The 17,481-nt window shown below is 68.5% G+C and carries 16 protein-coding genes and 2 pseudogenes; 8 read left to right on the top strand and 10 right to left on the bottom strand.

The window, feature by feature from the left end; all coding sequences use genetic code 11:
• Positions 1-97 precede the first annotated feature (97 nt).
• A complete protein-coding gene (locus AB5J56_RS44610) occupies positions 98-1,270 on the bottom strand; it encodes a hypothetical protein (RefSeq protein ID WP_369242179.1) in 1,173 nt (390 codons plus the stop codon).
• A gap of 325 nt (positions 1,271-1,595) precedes the next feature.
• On the opposite strand from AB5J56_RS44610, the gene AB5J56_RS44605 reads away from it, so the two are divergent.
• Both AB5J56_RS44605 and AB5J56_RS44600 read left to right on the top strand, forming a co-directional pair.
• Positions 1,596-2,660 carry an IS110 family transposase gene (locus tag AB5J56_RS44605; protein ID WP_369243163.1) on the top strand — a complete coding sequence of 355 codons (1,065 nt, stop codon included), beginning with the start codon at positions 1,596-1,598 and terminating at the stop codon, positions 2,658-2,660.
• A gap of 263 nt (positions 2,661-2,923) precedes the next feature.
• Positions 2,924-3,802, top strand: a complete 879-nt coding sequence (locus tag AB5J56_RS44600) for an N-acetyltransferase family protein (RefSeq protein ID WP_369242177.1) — start codon at positions 2,924-2,926, stop codon at positions 3,800-3,802.
• 31 nt (positions 3,803-3,833) lie between these two features.
• Here the strand turns inward: AB5J56_RS44600 and AB5J56_RS44595 are convergent, their stop codons facing one another.
• A complete protein-coding gene (locus tag AB5J56_RS44595; protein ID WP_369242175.1) occupies positions 3,834-4,058 on the bottom strand; it encodes a transposase in 225 nt (74 codons plus the stop codon).
• A gap of 576 nt (positions 4,059-4,634) precedes the next feature.
• Here AB5J56_RS44595 and AB5J56_RS44590 point away from each other — a divergent pair.
• The 3 genes and pseudogenes from AB5J56_RS44590 (at position 4,635) to AB5J56_RS44580 (ending at position 6,441) form a co-directional block, all read left to right on the top strand.
• Positions 4,635-5,441 (top strand): class I SAM-dependent methyltransferase, encoded by an 807-nt coding sequence (locus tag AB5J56_RS44590; protein WP_369242173.1) that lies wholly within the window; start codon positions 4,635-4,637, stop codon positions 5,439-5,441.
• A 137-nt stretch (positions 5,442-5,578) separates the two neighbouring features.
• A pseudogene (locus tag AB5J56_RS44585) lies at positions 5,579-5,809 on the top strand (helix-turn-helix domain-containing protein); the annotation flags it as partial.
• A 92-nt stretch (positions 5,810-5,901) separates the two neighbouring features.
• On the top strand, positions 5,902-6,441 hold the full coding sequence (locus tag AB5J56_RS44580; protein ID WP_369242171.1) for a GNAT family N-acetyltransferase: 540 nt from the start codon (positions 5,902-5,904) through the stop codon (positions 6,439-6,441).
• Here AB5J56_RS44580 and AB5J56_RS44575 read toward each other — a convergent pair.
• From AB5J56_RS44575 to AB5J56_RS44555, 5 genes and pseudogenes are all read right to left on the bottom strand, one after another.
• A pseudogene (locus AB5J56_RS44575) lies at positions 6,431-6,694 on the bottom strand (TIGR04222 domain-containing membrane protein); the annotation flags it as partial. The gene AB5J56_RS44580 and the pseudogene AB5J56_RS44575 sit on opposite strands and share 11 nt — an antisense overlap.
• A 359-nt stretch (positions 6,695-7,053) precedes the next feature.
• The gene (locus tag AB5J56_RS44570) at positions 7,054-7,479 is read right to left on the bottom strand and encodes a DUF4267 domain-containing protein (protein ID WP_369242169.1); all 426 of its coding nucleotides are present in this window, start codon (positions 7,477-7,479) and stop codon (positions 7,054-7,056) included.
• 24 nt (positions 7,480-7,503) lie between these two features.
• Positions 7,504-7,776 carry a hypothetical protein gene (locus AB5J56_RS44565; protein ID WP_369242167.1) on the bottom strand — a complete coding sequence of 91 codons (273 nt, stop codon included), beginning with the start codon at positions 7,774-7,776 and terminating at the stop codon, positions 7,504-7,506.
• A gap of 235 nt (positions 7,777-8,011) precedes the next feature.
• Entirely contained in the window at positions 8,012-8,362 is a 351-nt protein-coding gene (locus tag AB5J56_RS44560) for an antibiotic biosynthesis monooxygenase (RefSeq protein ID WP_369242165.1), read from the bottom strand.
• A 46-nt stretch (positions 8,363-8,408) separates the two neighbouring features.
• Entirely contained in the window at positions 8,409-8,855 is a 447-nt protein-coding gene (locus AB5J56_RS44555) for an anthrone oxygenase family protein (RefSeq protein ID WP_369242163.1), read from the bottom strand.
• A 92-nt stretch (positions 8,856-8,947) separates the two neighbouring features.
• Between AB5J56_RS44555 and AB5J56_RS44550 the strand changes: the two genes are divergently transcribed.
• Positions 8,948-9,526, top strand: coding sequence for a TetR/AcrR family transcriptional regulator (locus AB5J56_RS44550; protein ID WP_369242161.1), 579 nt, complete (start codon positions 8,948-8,950; stop codon positions 9,524-9,526).
• A 626-nt stretch (positions 9,527-10,152) separates the two neighbouring features.
• On the opposite strand, the gene AB5J56_RS44545 is transcribed toward AB5J56_RS44550, so the two are convergent.
• Together AB5J56_RS44545 and AB5J56_RS44540 are read right to left on the bottom strand one after the other, a co-directional pair.
• On the bottom strand, positions 10,153-10,890 hold the full coding sequence (locus tag AB5J56_RS44545; RefSeq protein WP_369242159.1) for an alpha/beta fold hydrolase: 738 nt from the start codon (positions 10,888-10,890) through the stop codon (positions 10,153-10,155).
• Positions 10,891-10,982: 92 nt separating this feature from the next.
• Positions 10,983-12,980 carry a collagenase gene (locus AB5J56_RS44540; RefSeq protein ID WP_369242157.1) on the bottom strand — a complete coding sequence of 666 codons (1,998 nt, stop codon included), beginning with the start codon at positions 12,978-12,980 and terminating at the stop codon, positions 10,983-10,985.
• 304 nt (positions 12,981-13,284) lie between these two features.
• On the opposite strand from AB5J56_RS44540, the gene AB5J56_RS44535 reads away from it, so the two are divergent.
• Positions 13,285-14,718: an aminopeptidase P family protein gene (locus AB5J56_RS44535; protein ID WP_369242155.1), complete on the top strand. Its 1,434-nt coding sequence runs from the start codon at positions 13,285-13,287 to the stop codon at positions 14,716-14,718.
• A gap of 39 nt (positions 14,719-14,757) precedes the next feature.
• On the opposite strand, the gene AB5J56_RS44530 is transcribed toward AB5J56_RS44535, so the two are convergent.
• The gene (locus tag AB5J56_RS44530; protein WP_369243161.1) at positions 14,758-15,717 is read right to left on the bottom strand and encodes a LysR family transcriptional regulator; all 960 of its coding nucleotides are present in this window, start codon (positions 15,715-15,717) and stop codon (positions 14,758-14,760) included.
• Positions 15,718-16,480: 763 nt separating this feature from the next.
• On the opposite strand from AB5J56_RS44530, the gene AB5J56_RS44525 reads away from it, so the two are divergent.
• Positions 16,481-17,230 (top strand): SDR family oxidoreductase, encoded by a 750-nt coding sequence (locus AB5J56_RS44525; protein ID WP_369242153.1) that lies wholly within the window; start codon positions 16,481-16,483, stop codon positions 17,228-17,230.
• The last annotated feature ends 251 nt before the right edge of the window (positions 17,231-17,481 follow it).

Here is a 17,481-nt window from a genome sequence, read left to right as displayed (position 1 = left end):
TTTTCTGACCGCCGACGCCGACGCGGAGGCCGACGGCCCGGCGCGCACGCCACGGGTGGGTGGCGTTGCTGCCGGGCCGTCAGTCACTCACGCGGTCTCACTTCCCGTGCAAACCCCTGCGGCGACGTCCGCGAAGCACCAGCACGCCGCCTGCAACAATGACCAGCAGGCCACCGAAGGCGCTGTACGTGACAACAGCGTTGCTCGCCCCGGTGGAAGCCAGGTCGCCCGACGTGCTGCTCGGGGTCGCCTGGCCGACGGGTGCGCCGATCCCTCCCTGCGCACGGGTGCCGATCGTGCCGGAGGAGGAGACAACCGGCGTGGGGGCGGTCGGTGTGGCGGCGGGCGTCGGCTTGTCAGCTATGGCAGTCCCCGACGCGGGCTTCATCTGAAGAGTCGTGATCGAGTACGGCGGCAGCGTCTGTGCGACCGCCGTGCCCCGCTTCGCCGTCGTCAGGGCGGTGCCTCCCTTGGCGTACGAAACGGTCGTGACCGCCCCTGCGGCCGGGGTGAATCCGGCGTACGAGAGCGACACCTGCGCCGCGTTCTGCGGGCTCTTGTTGGTCAGCATGACGTTCAGACCGCCGGTGCTGTTCCGCACCGCGTGCACAGTGACCGACGAGTTGCCCGAGGACGACTTGACGATGGTGTCGCCAGGCTTCGCCAGTGCGGTCAGCGAGCGGATGCCCCAGTAGGTGGGGAAGGTTGTGTCGCGCGGCGGTTGGCACTTCCCCCCGGCGCAGGTGCCGGCGGAGAGAATGCCCCCGTCCTGGTAGTCGGTCTGGCCGTTGACGGTGGTGGGTGCTTGGTCCGTGCCGTTGTGCAGGTTCCACCAGTCCACGTGGGTGGCGCCTTGCTCTAACCAGGTCATGTATGTGTCCGGCGCGAACAGGGCCGCGGCCTGGCTGGTCAAGGCGGGCGAGCCGACGCCGTCGGTCTCGGTGACCGCGATCTCCACCGAAGCGGCGCGTGAGCCCGCGTACTTGGCGATCAGCGAGCGCAGCTCGGACGTGGTACCGGCGATCCGGGAGGGGGTGTTCAGCAGGTCGGCCGTGGTGGTGCCGCCCGGATACCAGTGGACGATGACGAAGTCGATCGAGCTTCCCGCGATGGAGAGCACCGTGTTGTTCCAGTCGGCGGTGTCACCGGGAGCCCTCTCCTTATCCGGCCAACCGCCGGGAGTGGTGAGCACCGCTCCGATCTTCACCGTCGGGTCCACGGCCTTCATCGCCTTCGAGTAGGCGACCAGGTTCTTTACCGCGAGCGGCACGCTGTGGAGTGCGGCATGAATCGTCTCAAACGCCATCGGGCCGTGGCAACGAGGTACGACTGTGAGGATGGTCGGGTGCCGCCCCGGGCGGTGGTCTGGCCCGAGATACGACTGGCGCTGATGCCTTGAGTTTGATCTGCCGACTGCCGTCCGAGGCGAGGCGGTGCGTGCTGCCGCCGGACCGGTGGGCGTGTCCCAATAGGGGCCTTCGCGACGCGCACCGTCACAGTCCCTCACCGGCCCGGCGCCGGCCCCCAGTGCCCCGGCGATCATGAGACAGACGACTGTGCCCAGCATGACCCGGCAAGCCCCTCAGCTGCACGAAATGACCGGACGCCCAGAGGAGATCGTGCTGGGGGTGGACACCCACAAGGATGTTCACGTCGCTGCGGTGATCACTTCCACCGGAGCCATGCTTGACACTCGCAGCTTCCCGACCACCCGCGAGGGATACCGGCAACTCCTCTCCTGGGCAAGGGCTTTCGGATGTCTGAAGCGGGCTGGAGTCGAGTGCACCGGCTCCTACAGTGCTGCTTTGACCCGCTACCTTCACAGCGAAGGCATCGCGGTCACCGAGGTCAACCAGCCGGACAAGGCCCTGCGGCGCCGACGAGGAAAGACCGACGCGATCGATGCTGGGGCGGCCGCTCACGCAGTGCTCTCGGGTCGCGCCACCGCCACCGCCAAGACGGCCGACGGTCCGGTGGAGACGATCCGGCTGTTCAAGATGACCAAGAGCTCGGCGGTCAAGTCGCGCTCGCAAGCGATCAACCAGCTCAAGGCCGTCCTGGTCTCCGCGGATCCCGAACTGCGTGAATCGCTGGCGGGCCTCAGTAACCCCAAGCTCATCCGTCGTTGCTCCGAGCTGGAGGCCGCCGCCGGGATCACCCCGGCCATGGCCGTGCGTCACACCCTGCGGCTGCTGGCCGGCCGGATCCGTCACCTCACCGATGAGATCAACGACCTCACCGCGCGGATCACCTCGGCGATCACTACCTACGCGCCAAAGCTCCTGGACTGCTACGGCGTCGGCCCTGACACCGCGGCCACGTTGCTGATAGCAGCTGGCGACAACCCAGACCGGATGGGCGGCGAGGGCTCCTTCGCAGCCCTCTGCGGCGTCAGCCCGGTGGAGGCGTCATCCGGCAAGACCCAGCGGCGCAGGCTCAACCGAGGCGGTGACCGACAAGCCAATTCCGCCCTCTACACCATCGTCCTGGCCCGCCTGCGCTGGGAGAACCGCAGCCGCGAGTACCTGGAACGACGCATCTCCGAAGGCAAGACCCGCCGCGAAGCCATCCGCTGCCTCAAACGCTACGTCGCTCGCGAGATCTACCAACTCATCACCGCAGCAAGGAATCCCACACATGCACTGGCGTCAGCCGATTGACATCCATAGGGGCATCAAGCTCGCCGTCCCCTATGAGGCAACCGTGCTGGTCACGGCCATCAACGAGTGGCTGTGACCCCATGGTCACACCGGCCTTCAGTTAACCCATTGCCGAGGAACCGATGGGCCAGCTAAGTTCGCCCGGCCGGCCATCTCGTTCTGGACCGGTGCTGTCGACGAGGAGGTGTGGAGCACATGCGCACGAGTGCCCAGCAGTTGAGCCCGCGTACTGACCTTTGCCACCTCCTCACGACGGAGACACCTTGTCGCTCCGCATCACCCCACTGACCGACCCCGCTCACGGGGCGCACAGCCGACGCCTGGCATGGCTGGCGTCCGACGCCGATTCCAGCCCCGTCGGAACGGCCTTTCTGCGCCTGTTCGATGGCGGACAACAGCACCTGGCCGAACTGACCCTCCACATCCATCCCGTGGAGCGCCGCCAAGGCGTCGGCTCCCGACTCCTCGACACCGCCGTGACCGCCGCCCGGGACAACTCCCGACGCTGCGTCAGCGCGCAGGCCGAGGCCGGATCACCCGGCGACCGCTTCCTGTCGGCCCGCGGCTTCCGCAAGGTCCTCACCCTGAGGTTCGCCCGCTTGCAACTGGCCGACGTGGACCTCACCGCTCTCACCAAGATCATCGAGCGTCCGCATCCCGGCTACCGTCTGGCGTCATGGCAAGGAACCGTCCCCGACGACCTCGCCCAGACGTTCGCCGCCTCACGCCGCGCCATGGACGACATGCCCATGGAAGACACCGACTACGGCACCGTGGCCTGGGACGTGGACCGGGTCCGGGCCGCGGCGAAGGCCGTTCAAGACCGCGGCGACCAGCTGCACACGGTCGTCGCCATCGATACGACCGACGACTCGATCGCCGGGTTCACAGAACTCGTCGTCCCCGGCAACGGCACGGGCGATGGCCAGCACTACGGCACCGGCGTGCTGCCCGAGCACCGCGGACACAACCTCGGCCGATGGATGAAGGCCGAGTCGATCCGACAAGCCCACGGGAGCTACCCAGACCTCGGCGGCCTCCTGACCGACACCGCCGACAGCAACACGCACATGAGACACATCAGCGACAGCCTCGGCTACCTGACCACACACACGACATTGCAGTACCAACTCGACCTGTAGAGACGAGCGGCCGACGGGCCGGACCTGGGCATCACCTCGTCCGGCCCGTCGGCACTTTCACAGCAGGCCCTACGGGATGTTCCGCAAGCCACGAAGTCACGGTAGGCACAGTCCGGTCGGGCAGTAAATCGATCGGTCGGCGAGTGTCGATGTCGACCAGGATCGTGCCGTAGATGTGTCCCTTGCGCAGGGCGACCTCGTCGATGCCGAGCACCCGCGGCGTTGCGATCGCTGGCAGCGGCACCTCCATGACCATGCGGAGCACGGTGTTCTTGCTGACCGTGATGCCCAGTCGGTGGGCCAGCCGGGATCCGGCTCGGCCGGCCAGTGCGAGGCCGATCTTCGCTGAGCACCGTGCGTAATCCTTCGGTCCAGCGGCCGCAGTCCGGACATTGAGCTCTGAAGGCGGTTGCCTGCGCCTCGATTCGCAGCACTCCGTTGGCTCTCACGACCCTCGTGGTCGCCACGCCCGGGACGAACGGGAACGGCAGCTTCGTCAGGGGCATCCGCACGTCGTTCATACCGCCTGAGGGTGGGGATACTGTCGGCGCCCCGGACCACGCAGACGCAGAGCATCGAGTGCACTCCCGACACCGCAGTACGCCCGCGCATGAGCCCCTGATCTCAACGACCAGATACGGAGGGCCAGTTCAGCCGCTCAGCGTCACGGCTCCGCACAACGAGGGACAGAGCCACTTTTAAGAGACCGCCGACCGCTCCGGCCGCTGCGGCGAATGTGCTGACGGCCCCGTGCAGGTCGGGCAGCAACTGTGCCCGCCGCTCTCGCTGAGCGTCCCATTCGGCGGGCTCGTCCGGCACTATCGTCACGAGGATGACAGGAATCAATGCCGACCGGCGGTGGTCCGAGTCCATGCCGGCGGCCTATGAGCAGTACCTCGTGCCGGTGGTCTTCCGGCCCTTCGCCGAGGACCTGACCGCCCGGGCGACGACACTTCACCCCAGGCGCGTCCTCGAACTGGCAGCGGGGACTGGCGTGTTGACGTCGCGCCTGCTCGCAGCGGCACCCTCGGCCGAGGTGACGGCCACCGACCTGAACGAGGCCATGGTCGCTCTCGGGTCCACCCGGGCCCCGGGCGCGGTGTGGCGGCAAGCCGACGCACAGCGGCTGCCGTTCCCGGACGGAGGCTTCGACCTGGTGATCTGCCAGTTCGGCGTGATGTTCTTTCCCGACCACATCGAGGCCTTCACCGAAATCCACCGGGTGCTGGCCCCGGGCGGCCGGTTCCTGTTCAACACCTGGGCCCCGCTCGAGACGCATGCCTTCGAAGTCGCGCTGCAGGCCGGGCTGGAGCGGGCCTTCCCGGTCAACCCGCCGCAGTTCTTCCCGACGGTTCCGCACGGCTACGCCGACCCCGCTGTCGTGACTGCTGATCTGACGGCCGCCGGGTTCACCATCGAGGAGGAGCAGGAGCTGACGCTTCAGGGCCGCGCCGCGTCGACCGCCGACCTTGCCACCGGATACCTCACCGGGACACCGGTGTGCATGGCCGTTGAGGAGCGCGGCAACGGACCCGCCGTCCGGGCCACCGTCATCGAGGAAATGACGGCCCGTCTGGGCCCTGGGCCGGTCGCCGCCCCGATGACGGCGTACGTCTTTCGCGCCGCGGCCCATCCCTGATCTTGCGTGGGTATCCCCGGCTTCAGCCGGGGAGGGAAACGCATCCTAGGCCCGGAGGCGCGAAGCGCCGGAGTTCGCTGCGTTGTCAGTGGCCTCCGCTAGGTTGATCACACAGGGAATGAAGGGGGGTGGGCCGGATGATCCGTGCGTACAAGTTCCTCCTGCGGCCCACCATCCGCCAGGTGCAGGCCCTCGGCGAGATGCTGCGCGATCACTGCTCGCTCTACAACGGGGCGTTGCAGGAACGCCGCGACGCCTACCGGCATGTCTGAAGGACGAGCATCACCTACGGGCACCAGTCCGCACAGCTCAAGGACATCCGCGGCTTCGATCCCGAACGGCAGGGCCGCTGGTCCTTCTCTAACGAGTAGACGCACGATAATGACGCGATCTTGATCGTGTAGGAGCCCCGCGACTTGAGTGATGGTATTTGGCGATGCTGGCCTGACAGGATCGGCTCGTGATCAAAACCTCGGTGACTATGCGCGAGCTCGTTGTCGGTGACTGTCACGCTGTACATGCCTTCGCCAGCCTGCCGGAGGCTTGCCGCTACCAGGCGTGGGGGCCGAACACCGAGGAACAGACGCGGGACTTCGTCCAAGGCGCGGTGGATGCCCGGTTGCAGTCCCCGCAGACGAGATTCGTGTATGCGGCCTGCCTTGACGGTGAACTCGTCGGTATCGGCGAGCTGAAGGTCCGTAGCCTGGCACACCGCCAGGGCGAGATCTCCTATCTCGTCCATCCTCGGGTGTGGGGTCGAGGCGTGGGCACAGCCATCGGCGGGGAACTTCTCGGCAGAGGGTTTGGGCTGATAGGACTGCACCGGATCTACGCGACCTGCGATCCTCGCAACGTCGCATCGGCCCGGGTGCTGGGCAAGCTCGGCATGACCCACGAGGGCCGACACCGGCACACCGCGCGGATCCGGGACGGCTGGCGTGACTCCGAAGTCTTCAGCATCCTCGACCAGGAATGGGCGCACCGGCCCGGGACCGAGTGATGTCGTCGCGCCCGCGCGGGTCCACGACCGTCGACCAGCCGGTGTGCGCGAGCAGCAGCCGGTGCTGCTGGGCCATCGACACCAGTGTCAGATCGGCGACCCGGGCCGGGCCGCCGGACAGGAACGCGGCCTCGTACAGCGTGAGATCGTGCCCGCGCGAACCGTCCGCGTCGGCGGCCGCCGCACGCACGGCGGCCAGGCACAGCCGCGTGCACGAGATTGTTCCTTTCGATTTCACCGTTCTTCCGTCCACTCGATGGTCGGCCCCGCACCTGTGGGGGTATTCCGGTCTGGAGCCTCTGGGCGACCGCACCAACATTTCGTCCCCGCACCCGCGGAAATGTTCTGCACAGATGGACCATCGCCGTGGTTCTGTCACACCTCCCGACCACCGGTACGATGCGGCAACTGCTCACTGAGCTGCCCTGGCCGGGCCGACCATGCCTCCCGGCAGCTGCGCGCAGGTGGTCGCGCAGGCCGATTGCGCAGCCTCGGCTGGGCGTTGCGCAATCTGCCTGCGCAACTGGGCGAGGGTCGTGCGCAGTCGGGCACGTATACCGGCGCGCGCCAAGGTGGCCCGGCCGGGGTCCGGGCCACCTTGGACCGATGGGGTCAGGCAGGCTGCGGGGCGAGCGTTGCCGGAGCGGCCGCGACCTTGCGCGTCTCGCGCATCAGCAGCAGGCCGTTGACCACCATCAGCGTCGCTGTCAGGCCGTGGACGCCGAGCGCGGTGGCCACGGAGCCGTGGTGGGCCAGCACGGTGGTCATGTCGCCGTACGCGGCGAGTGCCTCGACCATCAGCACCCAGCCCAGCGCCCGGCGGTGGCCCGTCACCAGCAGGATGCCCAGGCCCAGGGCCATGACGACGTCGCGGATTCCCTTGATGATCAGGAAGCCTCCGCCGTCGCCGGACGGCCAGCTCGGCAGGCCGAAGCCCGGCGCCGTCGTCTCCGGGCTCAGGATGAACTCCGTCCCGAACCAGAGGATGAAGAGGATAAAGGCGGCGGCCAGGACGGTATTGATCTTCTTCAGCGGCATTGTTCTTCTCCTTGCGAGTGTTCGTCAGCTTGGTGGAGCCCGGTGAGTCGTACGGGGCGTGGTCGGGCGGCGGCGGGGGGCGGACGGGAGCGTGGCGCGCTCGGCCAGGTTCGCGTCCTCCAGGACGAGGCCGTAGAGGGTGAGCTGGGTGAGCTCGGGCGTGTTGGGCATCAGGTGGTCGCCCAGGGAGGCCCATTCCTTTTCGGTGAGGTGCTCGGCCGCGAGCGGAAGGAGGGTGGCCTCCTCGTCGTCGAAGTATTCGAGCCGGACTGCCCGGCGATCGGCGAAGGTCGCCACGGGGTGTCCCGCTCGTCGGCTCCGGCGGTGGCCACCCACGCCGGGACCGCAGTGTCCAGCCTGGCCAGCGTGACCTCAACGCGCGCGGGCTGGGCCTGTATACGCAGGACTACGTCCGCCTCCGGAGCGACCGGGCAGGAGCGGCGGCCACAGCAGTTCGGGCCGGCCGCGCACCCGCCCGGACCCTGTGCTGGGCGACAACGGCTGTAGCACCCGTGCTGCTACAGCTGCTGTGTCACACGTCGATCTGCTCGAAGATGTGCGGGTACGACACGATGTCGTCGGGGAACTCAGCAGCCATGCGCTGGAACTCCGGGCTGCCGAGTGCCGTGGCGAGCGCCTCGGTCGACTCCCAGACCGCGACGTTCATCAGAAGCTGACTGTCCGCCGTTCCCTTGTGCATCTGCAGGGAGACGAATCCCCGCTGAGCCTTCATGAACTCCGCCTGCCTCCGAAAGAGGGCCAGGAACGCTTCAGTCCTCTCCATCGGGACGAAGAACGTGTTGGCCAGGACGATGGGTCCGGTCTTCTCCTTGAACTGCGCGAACATCGGCGTGTGCGGGTCGAGACTCTGCAGCTTGGCCATTCTCGGTGACTTCCTCTCCGCTATCGGTCAGTGAATGGTGGGTGGCTCAGGCGAGGGCGGCGACGAGCAGGGTGAAGGCGGCGATGATGACGGCGACGCGGACGTAGTGGTAGCGGTCCCAGCGGTTCATCTGCTGCTTCCAGTCGGCGGGCCGGTTGTCAGGGGTCCAGGTCTTGTTCCGGTTGTTGATCGGGACGAGCAGCAGGATCGACATGACCACGCTGAGGAGCAGCAGCGCGCCGGCGGTGACGACGAGGCCGGTGCCGTGGTGGTGCCGTCCGGCGACGGCCCAGACCGCGACGAGGACGAGCGAGCCGATGTACCAGACCGGCATCACGGCGCCGAGCATCCGGCCCCCGTGGGCGTGGCCGAGTTGGCCGCTGTCCTCGGGGAGTGCGTTGAGGATCGGGTTCATGACGAAGGCGACGGAGAACTCCACCCCCACCATCACGCCCACGACCACGGTGGTGACGACCTCGAGTGCGTTGAGCATGACGACCCCTCTTAGATATCTAGCATCGCTAGGTGTTGAGGCAACGCTAGTACTGCTGCCGCTCTCTTGTCTAGCGATGCTAGGATCGAATCATGTCGGTACAGGAACGCAAACAGCGCGAACGGGCGGAGCGCGAGCGCCTCATCGTGGCGACGGCCCGTGAACTCGCCGAGCAGCAGGGCTGGGACGCGGTCACCACGCGCCGGCTCGCCGAACGCATCGAGTACAGCCAGCCCGTCCTCTACAGCCACTTCCGCGGCAAACGGGAGATCATCGGCGCCGTCGCCCTGGAGGGCGCCACCGAGCTGGCCGCGGCGGTGCGCGCCGCGACCGCCGCCGCGGACGGCCCGCGCGAGCGGGTGTACGCCCTCGCCCGCGCCTACCTCGACTTCGCCGCACGCAACCCGGCGGTCTACGACGCCATCTTCCAGCTCGACGGCGGTCTCCCGTATGCACAGGAGGACACCCCGGAACCGCTCAAGGACGCTTTCGCCGCGCTGCTGGAGTGCCTCGGCGAGGTCGCCGGGGACGGCGTCGACCCGGGATTGTACACCGAGGTGTTCTGGGCGTCCCTGCACGGGGTGGCGACCCTGACCCGGTCGGGACGGCTGCCGCCGAAGGACACCGAGCAGCGGGTGGAGCTGCTGGTGGACCGGCTCGCAATGGTCTGACGCACCGTCCCGGCGGGCACGCGGCCGAGGTCCTCGGCCCCGCTGCCTGCGCGGGGTAGGGCTTTGGGTCACTCGCGCCCGCACGGCGCGGCCGCGGATCGCCGGGCACCGTGTCCAGACGGGCACCCGCCCCGGAAGCTGCGGTGATCATTGATCACGACCCGATACGCGCCCTAACGCCGCGTCATTCGCCGGTGCCCTCGTCGTCATCGTCGAGGTGGACGGTCGCCGGAGGGTCATCACTCGCGTCATGGCGACCAACCTCCTGCCCCGCGAGACCGTCGCATCCTTCACTTACCGCGACCCTCGCCGAATGGATCGTCCTGCCCACGGACCGCGTCATCGAACGCAATCCCACTGCGCGGTTGCGGATTCTCCTCGCTCTCCAAGCACTCACTGCTGGCGAGACCGCCTAACTCAGCTTGGTCCTTGTCCTTCCGGGCGGCCATGCGTCGAGGCTGTCGGGCGCTTGGCGGCCTTGCCCACGTTACGGCGGGGCTCTAGGTGGGAATCGAACGCACTACCGCCGCCTACCGCCCGGTTGGCCGTCTGCTACGGGCACACGGCCAACTGACTCCCCGCGTTCCTCCCCCTCGCCGCCACCCTCTCCTCGTGGAAGAAGCTCGTCACGCGACGTTCTTGCACAGGAAGGTCTCAAGCCGTTCGGCGAAGCCCGGTGCTGCGGCGACGAAGTGACCTGCGCCCGGATGCACGCTGCGCTCGCCGCTGAGCGCATCCGCCAGGGCGTCGCAGATCCGCTCGAACGCGGTCGCGTGGTCTCCGGACGTGACGAGCACCGGGATGCCAGCATTACGGATCGCGTCGAGCTGTGGGCGCGCCTCGCTGGTCGGCCGGCCACCGTGCGCCCGTCGAACGCCGGCGACCACGCCCTCCGGGAGCGGGCCGTCTTCGATGGGCGCACCCGTGAGTTGAAGGAACTCGCGCAGTTCGGTCGGGGCCGTATCCATTCCGTGGGCGAGGACCGTATCGCCGAGGCGCTCGAGCCGTGCCACCTCGGGATCGTCGGGGACAAGGTAGTTGAGCGGCGGCTCGATCAGAGTGAGTGAGCGCACGCTGCCCGGCGCGGCAGCGGCTGCGATCAACGTCCCGAGGACGCCGTAGGAGTGGGCGACAACGTGCGGGCGGCCGACGAGCAGCGGTGCCAGATCCAGGGCGTCCACCGCGAAGTCCTGACGCTCCTGCGGTGGTGGGCTCGGCGGATAGCCACGGCGATGGACGTATGCCAGCGTCCACCGGTCGGCCAACGGAGCGACAGGGCCCCACGTCGTCCGCGGGCCTGCACCGCCATGCACAAGCAGGACCTCCGGCCCAGAGCCATCTCGTACCACCACGATCTCGCTCACGAGGCGAGCGTAGCGGCGCACGGTGAGCCACGGTCCCACACTCGACGAGCGCGCGGCCCCGACCTCGCACCCAACAGCATCCGGAAGCGCGGTCAGACCGCCTCGGAGGAGTGGCGCGAGTGGAACGTCCGGCATGCGTGACACCCCGCCGCCTTGTCCGGCCGCGGGGTGACAGGGGAAGGGAAAGGGCAGGCGCCGGCCGCGCAGGTGTCGAGCCAGACGGCGAAGTCCGCGTCGTAGCGGGTGCCGATGTCGGTGTTGTAGACGGCATAGGCTCCGGCGTAGTCGCCGGTGCGGAACTTGGTGAGCATGGCCTGCACATCATCCGGATGGTTCTCGATCATGTAGCGGACGGCCAGGTAGCCCCACGGGTACGTGCGGGTCAGGTCGGAGTTGGCGTACGTGCTCTGCCACAGGGTGCTCAGGGCGTAGGTGTGCTTCCCGGCATCGGAGAGCGCCTCGGTGTCGGGCACGCCCCGGTAACTGTACGAGACGTACTCGGCGAGGCCCTCGATCCACCAGATGTCCGGGACCGTCTGGCCCGCGGAGAAGTCGCCGTACGTGTCGTAGCGGCCGTCGAGGTAGTGGGTGTACTCGTGGTTCAGGTTCCAGATGTCCGCCGGGAAGCCGTCGCCCACGCTCTTCACGTACGCGAGGAAGCGGGCCTGGTTGGTGGGGTCGGCGGGGTTGCCCTCCAGGTATTCACCGCCGTTGTTGGTGCTGTTGCCGAAGATCCAGCCGGAGTACGTCTGGTAGTCCCTGGGGCTCGCGAAGACGACGATCTGGATGTTCGTGTTGACGTCGTCGGCGACCGGGCCGCTGTCCTTGACGATGCCGTGGAAGTAGGCGTCCTGTCCCTGCACACTCTTGCAGGCCTCGGCGAGCGCCGAGTCGGTCAGGGACTGGGCCAGGAAAGTGTGCCCGTCATCGCACTTGTAGGTGGTGGGGAGTGCCGCCGCGGTGAGCTTGGACGTCAGGTCGCAGGTGTCGTAGTACGAGCACTGGGCCGCGTCGTGCGCGGAGGTCATCTCGGCGGCGCCGACCCACAGCGGAGCGGTCGGGCCGGTGATCGAGGAGGCTTCGAGCAGGCCCTTCACCATCGGCCGCACCTTGTCCTGGAGCCCGTCCGTGTCGAGGAAGCGCGCCGTCTCGGTTCCGGCGTTGGAGGCCATGAAGTACCAGGTCCCGCTCAGCATCGACACGTGGTTCAGGGCGAAGGAGTTCAGCGTGTCGACGATGCTCGGGTCGGCGGTGACTGCGCTGATGAACGCGGGGTTGAAGTGGCCTCGGAAGAGCGGGGTGAAGACGTCGTTGACGGCCGTGTCCATGCTCCAGTAGGCGTCGTAGGAGCTGTCGTAGGCGTTCAGCACTCGCTTGTACGTGTCCAGGTAGCGAGCCTGCTCGTTGGCGCTGTCCGTCAGGACGATGACGTCGCCCAGGACGTCGCCGTGCTCCGAACTGACGTCCATGAAGTGGGAGTTGCCGGTGAACGCGTCCAGTCCGCATTCGGTGGCCGTGGCCAGGGTCGTGCCGTAGTCGCCGACGTCGGCCGAGTCGTTGTACTGCACGTAGTAGCCGGCGCGCAGGAACAGCACGAGCTGCCACACCTGGGTGGAGTTGTCGCCGGGGTAGGTCTGCGACGCGTCCCGGAAGGCATGGGCGACGGTCACCATCTGCGCCTCGCGGAAAACGTTGCGGGCGTCCGTGCCGGTGGTGGCGAACAGCGTATTGATGCAGTCGGTGGTCGAGGCCTGGATGTACGCGACCAGTTCGGATCCGGTACGGCTGCCGAAGTCGGCCGGGGTGCACGATGCGGCTGCCGCATGTTTCGAGGAGGTTTGCGGCAACTGTGGGCTGAGCGGCCGGACATGGGCGGCGGCCAGTCGCCCGCGCTGGACGTCTGCTCGATCGGACGCACCGGTGTTCGCGCCGAGCGGCGACAACGCGCGCGGCCCGGGATTGGTCACTGCGGTGGCCGCGGGAGCAGCCGTTGTGGCGGTCTTCGGTCCGGCTGCTGCGAAGCCCGGCGCGGCCAGCAGGCCGGCTATCAGGGCGCTGACCGCCAGGCTGACGGCCAGGAGTCTGGACATGAATCTGGATGGACTTCCGGGATGGAATCCGGGCAGGGCAGGTCGACGGCGCATCAAATGCTCCTTCGGGAGTGGGGGGCGCTTCGAGCACGATCGGCGAGGCGTGGGGGGAACGTCCCACTCACAGTGACCAATGACAACGGACTGAGGGATACGACAAGGGAGGGGCGGGCCATAACATCCGTGCCCGCAGCGGCAGTTGACGCTCAGAGCGGGACGCCGAGCAGATCTCCGCCGCGTGTTATGCGTGCGGCGCAAGAATCGGTATGGGACGGGGCGGCCCCCTGCTCCCTACGATCCCGACATGACGATGAAGAAGCCGCTCCACACCGGTTCGCACGACCTTCCGGTCTCCCCGGCGCTCGCCGAGTTCCTCCTGGGGAACTGGGAGTCTTCGCCGCGACCCGCCCCGCCCGCGCAGTCGATCGCACCGTGGGCGGCCAAGCGGCGCGACCGGCTGTCCGCGCGCTTCCCCGGCGAACGGCTCGTCGTTCCCTCAGGCGTCCTCAAGGTGCGCAGCAACGACTGCGACTACCGGTTCCGGCCGCACACCGCGTTCTCGTACCTGACCGGCGGAACCGAGCCGGACAGCGTCCTGATCCTCGAACCGACCGCCTCCGGTCACGAATCAGTGCTGCACGTCCGCCCGCGATCCCCGCGCGACACCGGAGAGTTCTACCGCGACCGCCGCTACGGCGAGATCTGGGTCGGCCGCCGCGCCACCCTCGACGAGGCCTCTTCGCTGCTCGGCGTGGCGACCCAGGGCCTCGACGACGTGCCCGCCCGGCTGAGCGGCGCGCGGCCGACCCGCCTGCTGCGCGGTGTCGATCCGGAGATCGACGCGCTCGTCGACGGCACAGGCCGCGAGGAGGCCGACCTCGAATTCGCCTCGTTCCTGTCCGAGATGCGCCTGGTCAAGGACGAGTGGGAGGTCGAGCAGCTGCAGATCGCGGTGGACGCCACGGCGGCCGGATTCACCGACGTCGTGCGCGCACTTCCCGAGGCCGTCCGCCATCCGCGCGGCGAACGCTGGGTCGAGGGCGTCTTCGGCCTGCGCGCCCGCCTCGAGGGCAACGGCCTCGGCTACGAGACAATCGCCGCCGCCGGAGCGCACGCGTGCGTACTGCACTGGATCGCCAACGACGGTCCGGTCCATCGCGGTGACCTGCTCCTGCTCGACGCCGGCGTCGAGTCGGACACGCTCTACACCGCCGACATCACGCGCACCCTTCCGGTGAGCGGCACCTTCACCGCCGCGCAGCGCGACCTCTACGACCTCGTGCTCGCGGCGCAGGACGCCGGTATCGCGGCGGTCCGGCCGGGCGCGCGCTTTCGTGACTTCCACCTCGCTGCGATGCGGGTCATCGCGGAGGGGCTGCACTCCTGGGGCCTGCTCCCGGTGACACCGGACGAGGCCCTTGAGCCCGGGAGCGGTCTGTTCCGCCGCTACACGTGGTGCAGCAGCGGCCACATGCTGGGCATGGACGTCCACGACTGCGCCGCGGCCCGTGCCGAGCAGTACCTGGACGGCGTCCTGGAGGCGGGCCACGTCCTGACCGTCGAGCCGGGCCTGTACCTCCAGCCGGACGACCTGACGCTGCCGCCGGAGCTGCGCGGCGTCGGCGTGCGCATCGAGGACGATCTGGTCGTCACGGAGGACGGCGCCCGCCTCATGTCGTCGGCGCTGCCGCGCACCGCGTCGGCGATCGAGACGTGGATGGGCGAGCTGCTGGCCTGACCTGGCTCCCGAAGGGGGCGGGCGCCGCGGTAACTGGCCCTAGGGGCGCGGCAGATGGAATGTCTGCGCGGCCCACGCCTGGAAGTGCGCCGACCGCGTGATGAGGTCGCGGTAAGACGCGTGCGCCGAGCTGAACAGTGTCTCCGTGATGTCGTCGGTGACGTGGTCGCGGCGCCAGGCGAGCAGATAGCGGGTCCACAGCGGCGTGCCGGTCAGCGGTTTGACGATCACGCCCTGGTTCGGCCGGGTGGTGGCCTGGACGATGGAGACGCCGAGTCCCTCGGCGATCATGTCCTGGAGCTGGAGGCGGTCACCGAGGTACTCATGGACGGCCGCGGGCCTGAACCCGGCGGCCGCACAGGCCGCGTAGAACACGCCCGGCCAGCCGGCACCGTCGTCGGGGGTCAGGAACCAGGCCTCGTCGGCCAGTTCGGCGAGGGGAACTTCCATGCGGTGCTTGAGCCGGTGACCGGCGGGCAAGGCCACGAATGCGGGTTCGTTGACGATCTCGCGATGCGCCACGGCCTCGGAGTGGCGCAACTCCATTCCGGGGTAGTCCGCGGCGATCGCGGCGTCCAGCTCGCCCTTCTCCAAGTGCTCCACAATCTCCGACGACGGGTAGACGCTGCTCACCGTGAACGTGAGATCAGGCCTCCGGGTGCGTATGCGGACGACCATGCCGGACAGGACGGGCGAGTTGGTCGCCGCAAGGCGCAGCACCCGGGGTGCCCCGACGCCGTCCCCCGCCGGACGGCGCCTGATGGCATCCGCACGGGCCAGAATGTCGCGCGCCTGCGTCAGGACCTCCAGGCCATACTGCGTCGGCTCGACTCCCGACGCCGTACGCACGAACAGGTCCTCACCGAAGAGCCGCTCGATCCGCCGCAGTTGGGTGCTCATGGCCGGCTGCGAGTACTTCAGGAGTGCCGCGGCCCGCCCCAGACTCCCGGCGTCGGCGATCGCACACAAGGTCCGTAGATGCCGAAGCTCCAGGTCCATCATCCAGGCTCCTCATCTCGACGTCCTTGCCGTCCGCGGTCACCGGGCGACTCTAGCGGTGGTTCGTCGCAGGGTCAGGCTGTCGGGGCGCCCGCCACCCGGCACTCACCACCATTGCGTTCCCGCCAGACGCGGTAGATGTCCACGACGTCCTCGTGCACTTCGCTGACAACGGCATTGGCTACCTCCTGGGCCGGGGCGCGCACTACATCGTGATCGCGAAGGGCAAGCCCATGAGCCCGCACACCTACACCCGGCTGCATGCTGCACCCGTGGCCGTGGGTGGTCAGCCTGCCCGGGCGGCAACCGGGTCGACGGGGTAGGGGTGGCCAGGGTGCTGCGCTGGCGGGCCCGTGCGGCCTGCGCCATGGCCGGCCGACGGTCGCCGATCGTGATGTCCGGGCGGTCCGCGTCGGCGAGGCGGTGGTTCAGCCCGGCTCGTACGGCGTGCTGCGCGGCCTCGAACTCCCCGCTGCCGTAGGCCGCCAGAGCTGCTCGCGCTGTTCTCCTCCGAGACACGGCTGGGCAGGGAAGGCCGTACGCCCGGCCGCGGCAGGAAAGAGGGGTGCGTTCGACAGGGGACGCGTGCACTCGCCAGATGGGCAAGACCCGGCCAGGGCCGGATCCGCTGGGTGGGGCCACTTCACCAGGCAGAGACCGCCAATCCATGGATAAACCTTCCTCTCCCGCCCCTGCGTGGGCGCCTCTACGGTCGAGGCTGCGGGCGCTCACCGGCCCGCCGTACCGAAGGAGCAAGACCCCCATGAAGATCACCGGCAACACGGTCCTGATCACCGGCGGAACCTCGGGCATCGGCCTCGGTCTTGCCCTGCGCCTGCACGAAGCCGGCAACAAGGTGATCGTCGCCGGCCGCCGCAAGGAACTCCTCGACGAGATCACGGCTGAGCATCCGGGCATCGACGCGCTCGTCCTCGATGTCGCGGACCCCGACTCGATCGCCCGGGCCCGCGAGACCGTGGCGGCGAGCCACCCGGGGCTGAACGTCCTGGTCAACAACGCCGGCATCATGCTGCGGGAGAACCTCCTCGACCCGGCCGACCTCCAGGTCGCCGAGGACCACGTCACGGTCAACCTGCTCGGCACGATCCGGATGACGTATGCCTTCCTGCCCCTGCTCGCGGGCAAGGACGACGCGGTCGTCATGAACGTCACCTCCGCGCTGGCGTTCGTACCGTTCCCGATCACCCCGACCTACAGCGCGACCAAGGCCGCGCTGCACTCCTTCTCCGAGAGCCTGCGCATCCAGCTCGCCGGTGCCGACGCCGGCGTCCAGGTGATCGAGGTGGTCCCGCCGGGCGTGCGCACGACCCTGCTGGGCCAACAGGACAACGACCAATCCATGCCGTTGGACGACTTCCTCGCCGAGACCCTCGACCTGCTGCGCGAGAAGCCCGACGCGAAGGAACTTGTCGTCGAGCGCGCCAGGTTCATACGCGACGCGGTGGCCACCGGCTCCTACGACGATGTCCTCGCCATGATCGTCAGCAGCTGACCGGCCTGTAGTGACCGACGCGGAACAACAGCACGCGGGGCAGGTCCTGTTGGGCTGCATCATGGACGAACTCGAGCTGGACCGCCTCGGGGTGGTCCTCACCGAAGGGCACGGAACGGTAAGGAAGCGTCTTCGGCCGCACCTCGGTCGTCGGACTGGAGCGACCGGCTCCGTCCTGAGTACCGAGAGGCACGGGAGCGCCCGTCACACCACGAACATCGTCGTCTCGGTCGGGCCGGGTGACGAGGCCC

The organism is Streptomyces sp. R21 (assembly GCF_041051975.1).
Taxonomy (GTDB): Bacteria; Actinomycetota; Actinomycetes; order Streptomycetales; family Streptomycetaceae; genus Streptomyces.
This window is presented reverse-complemented; position numbering and strand designations above follow the sequence as displayed.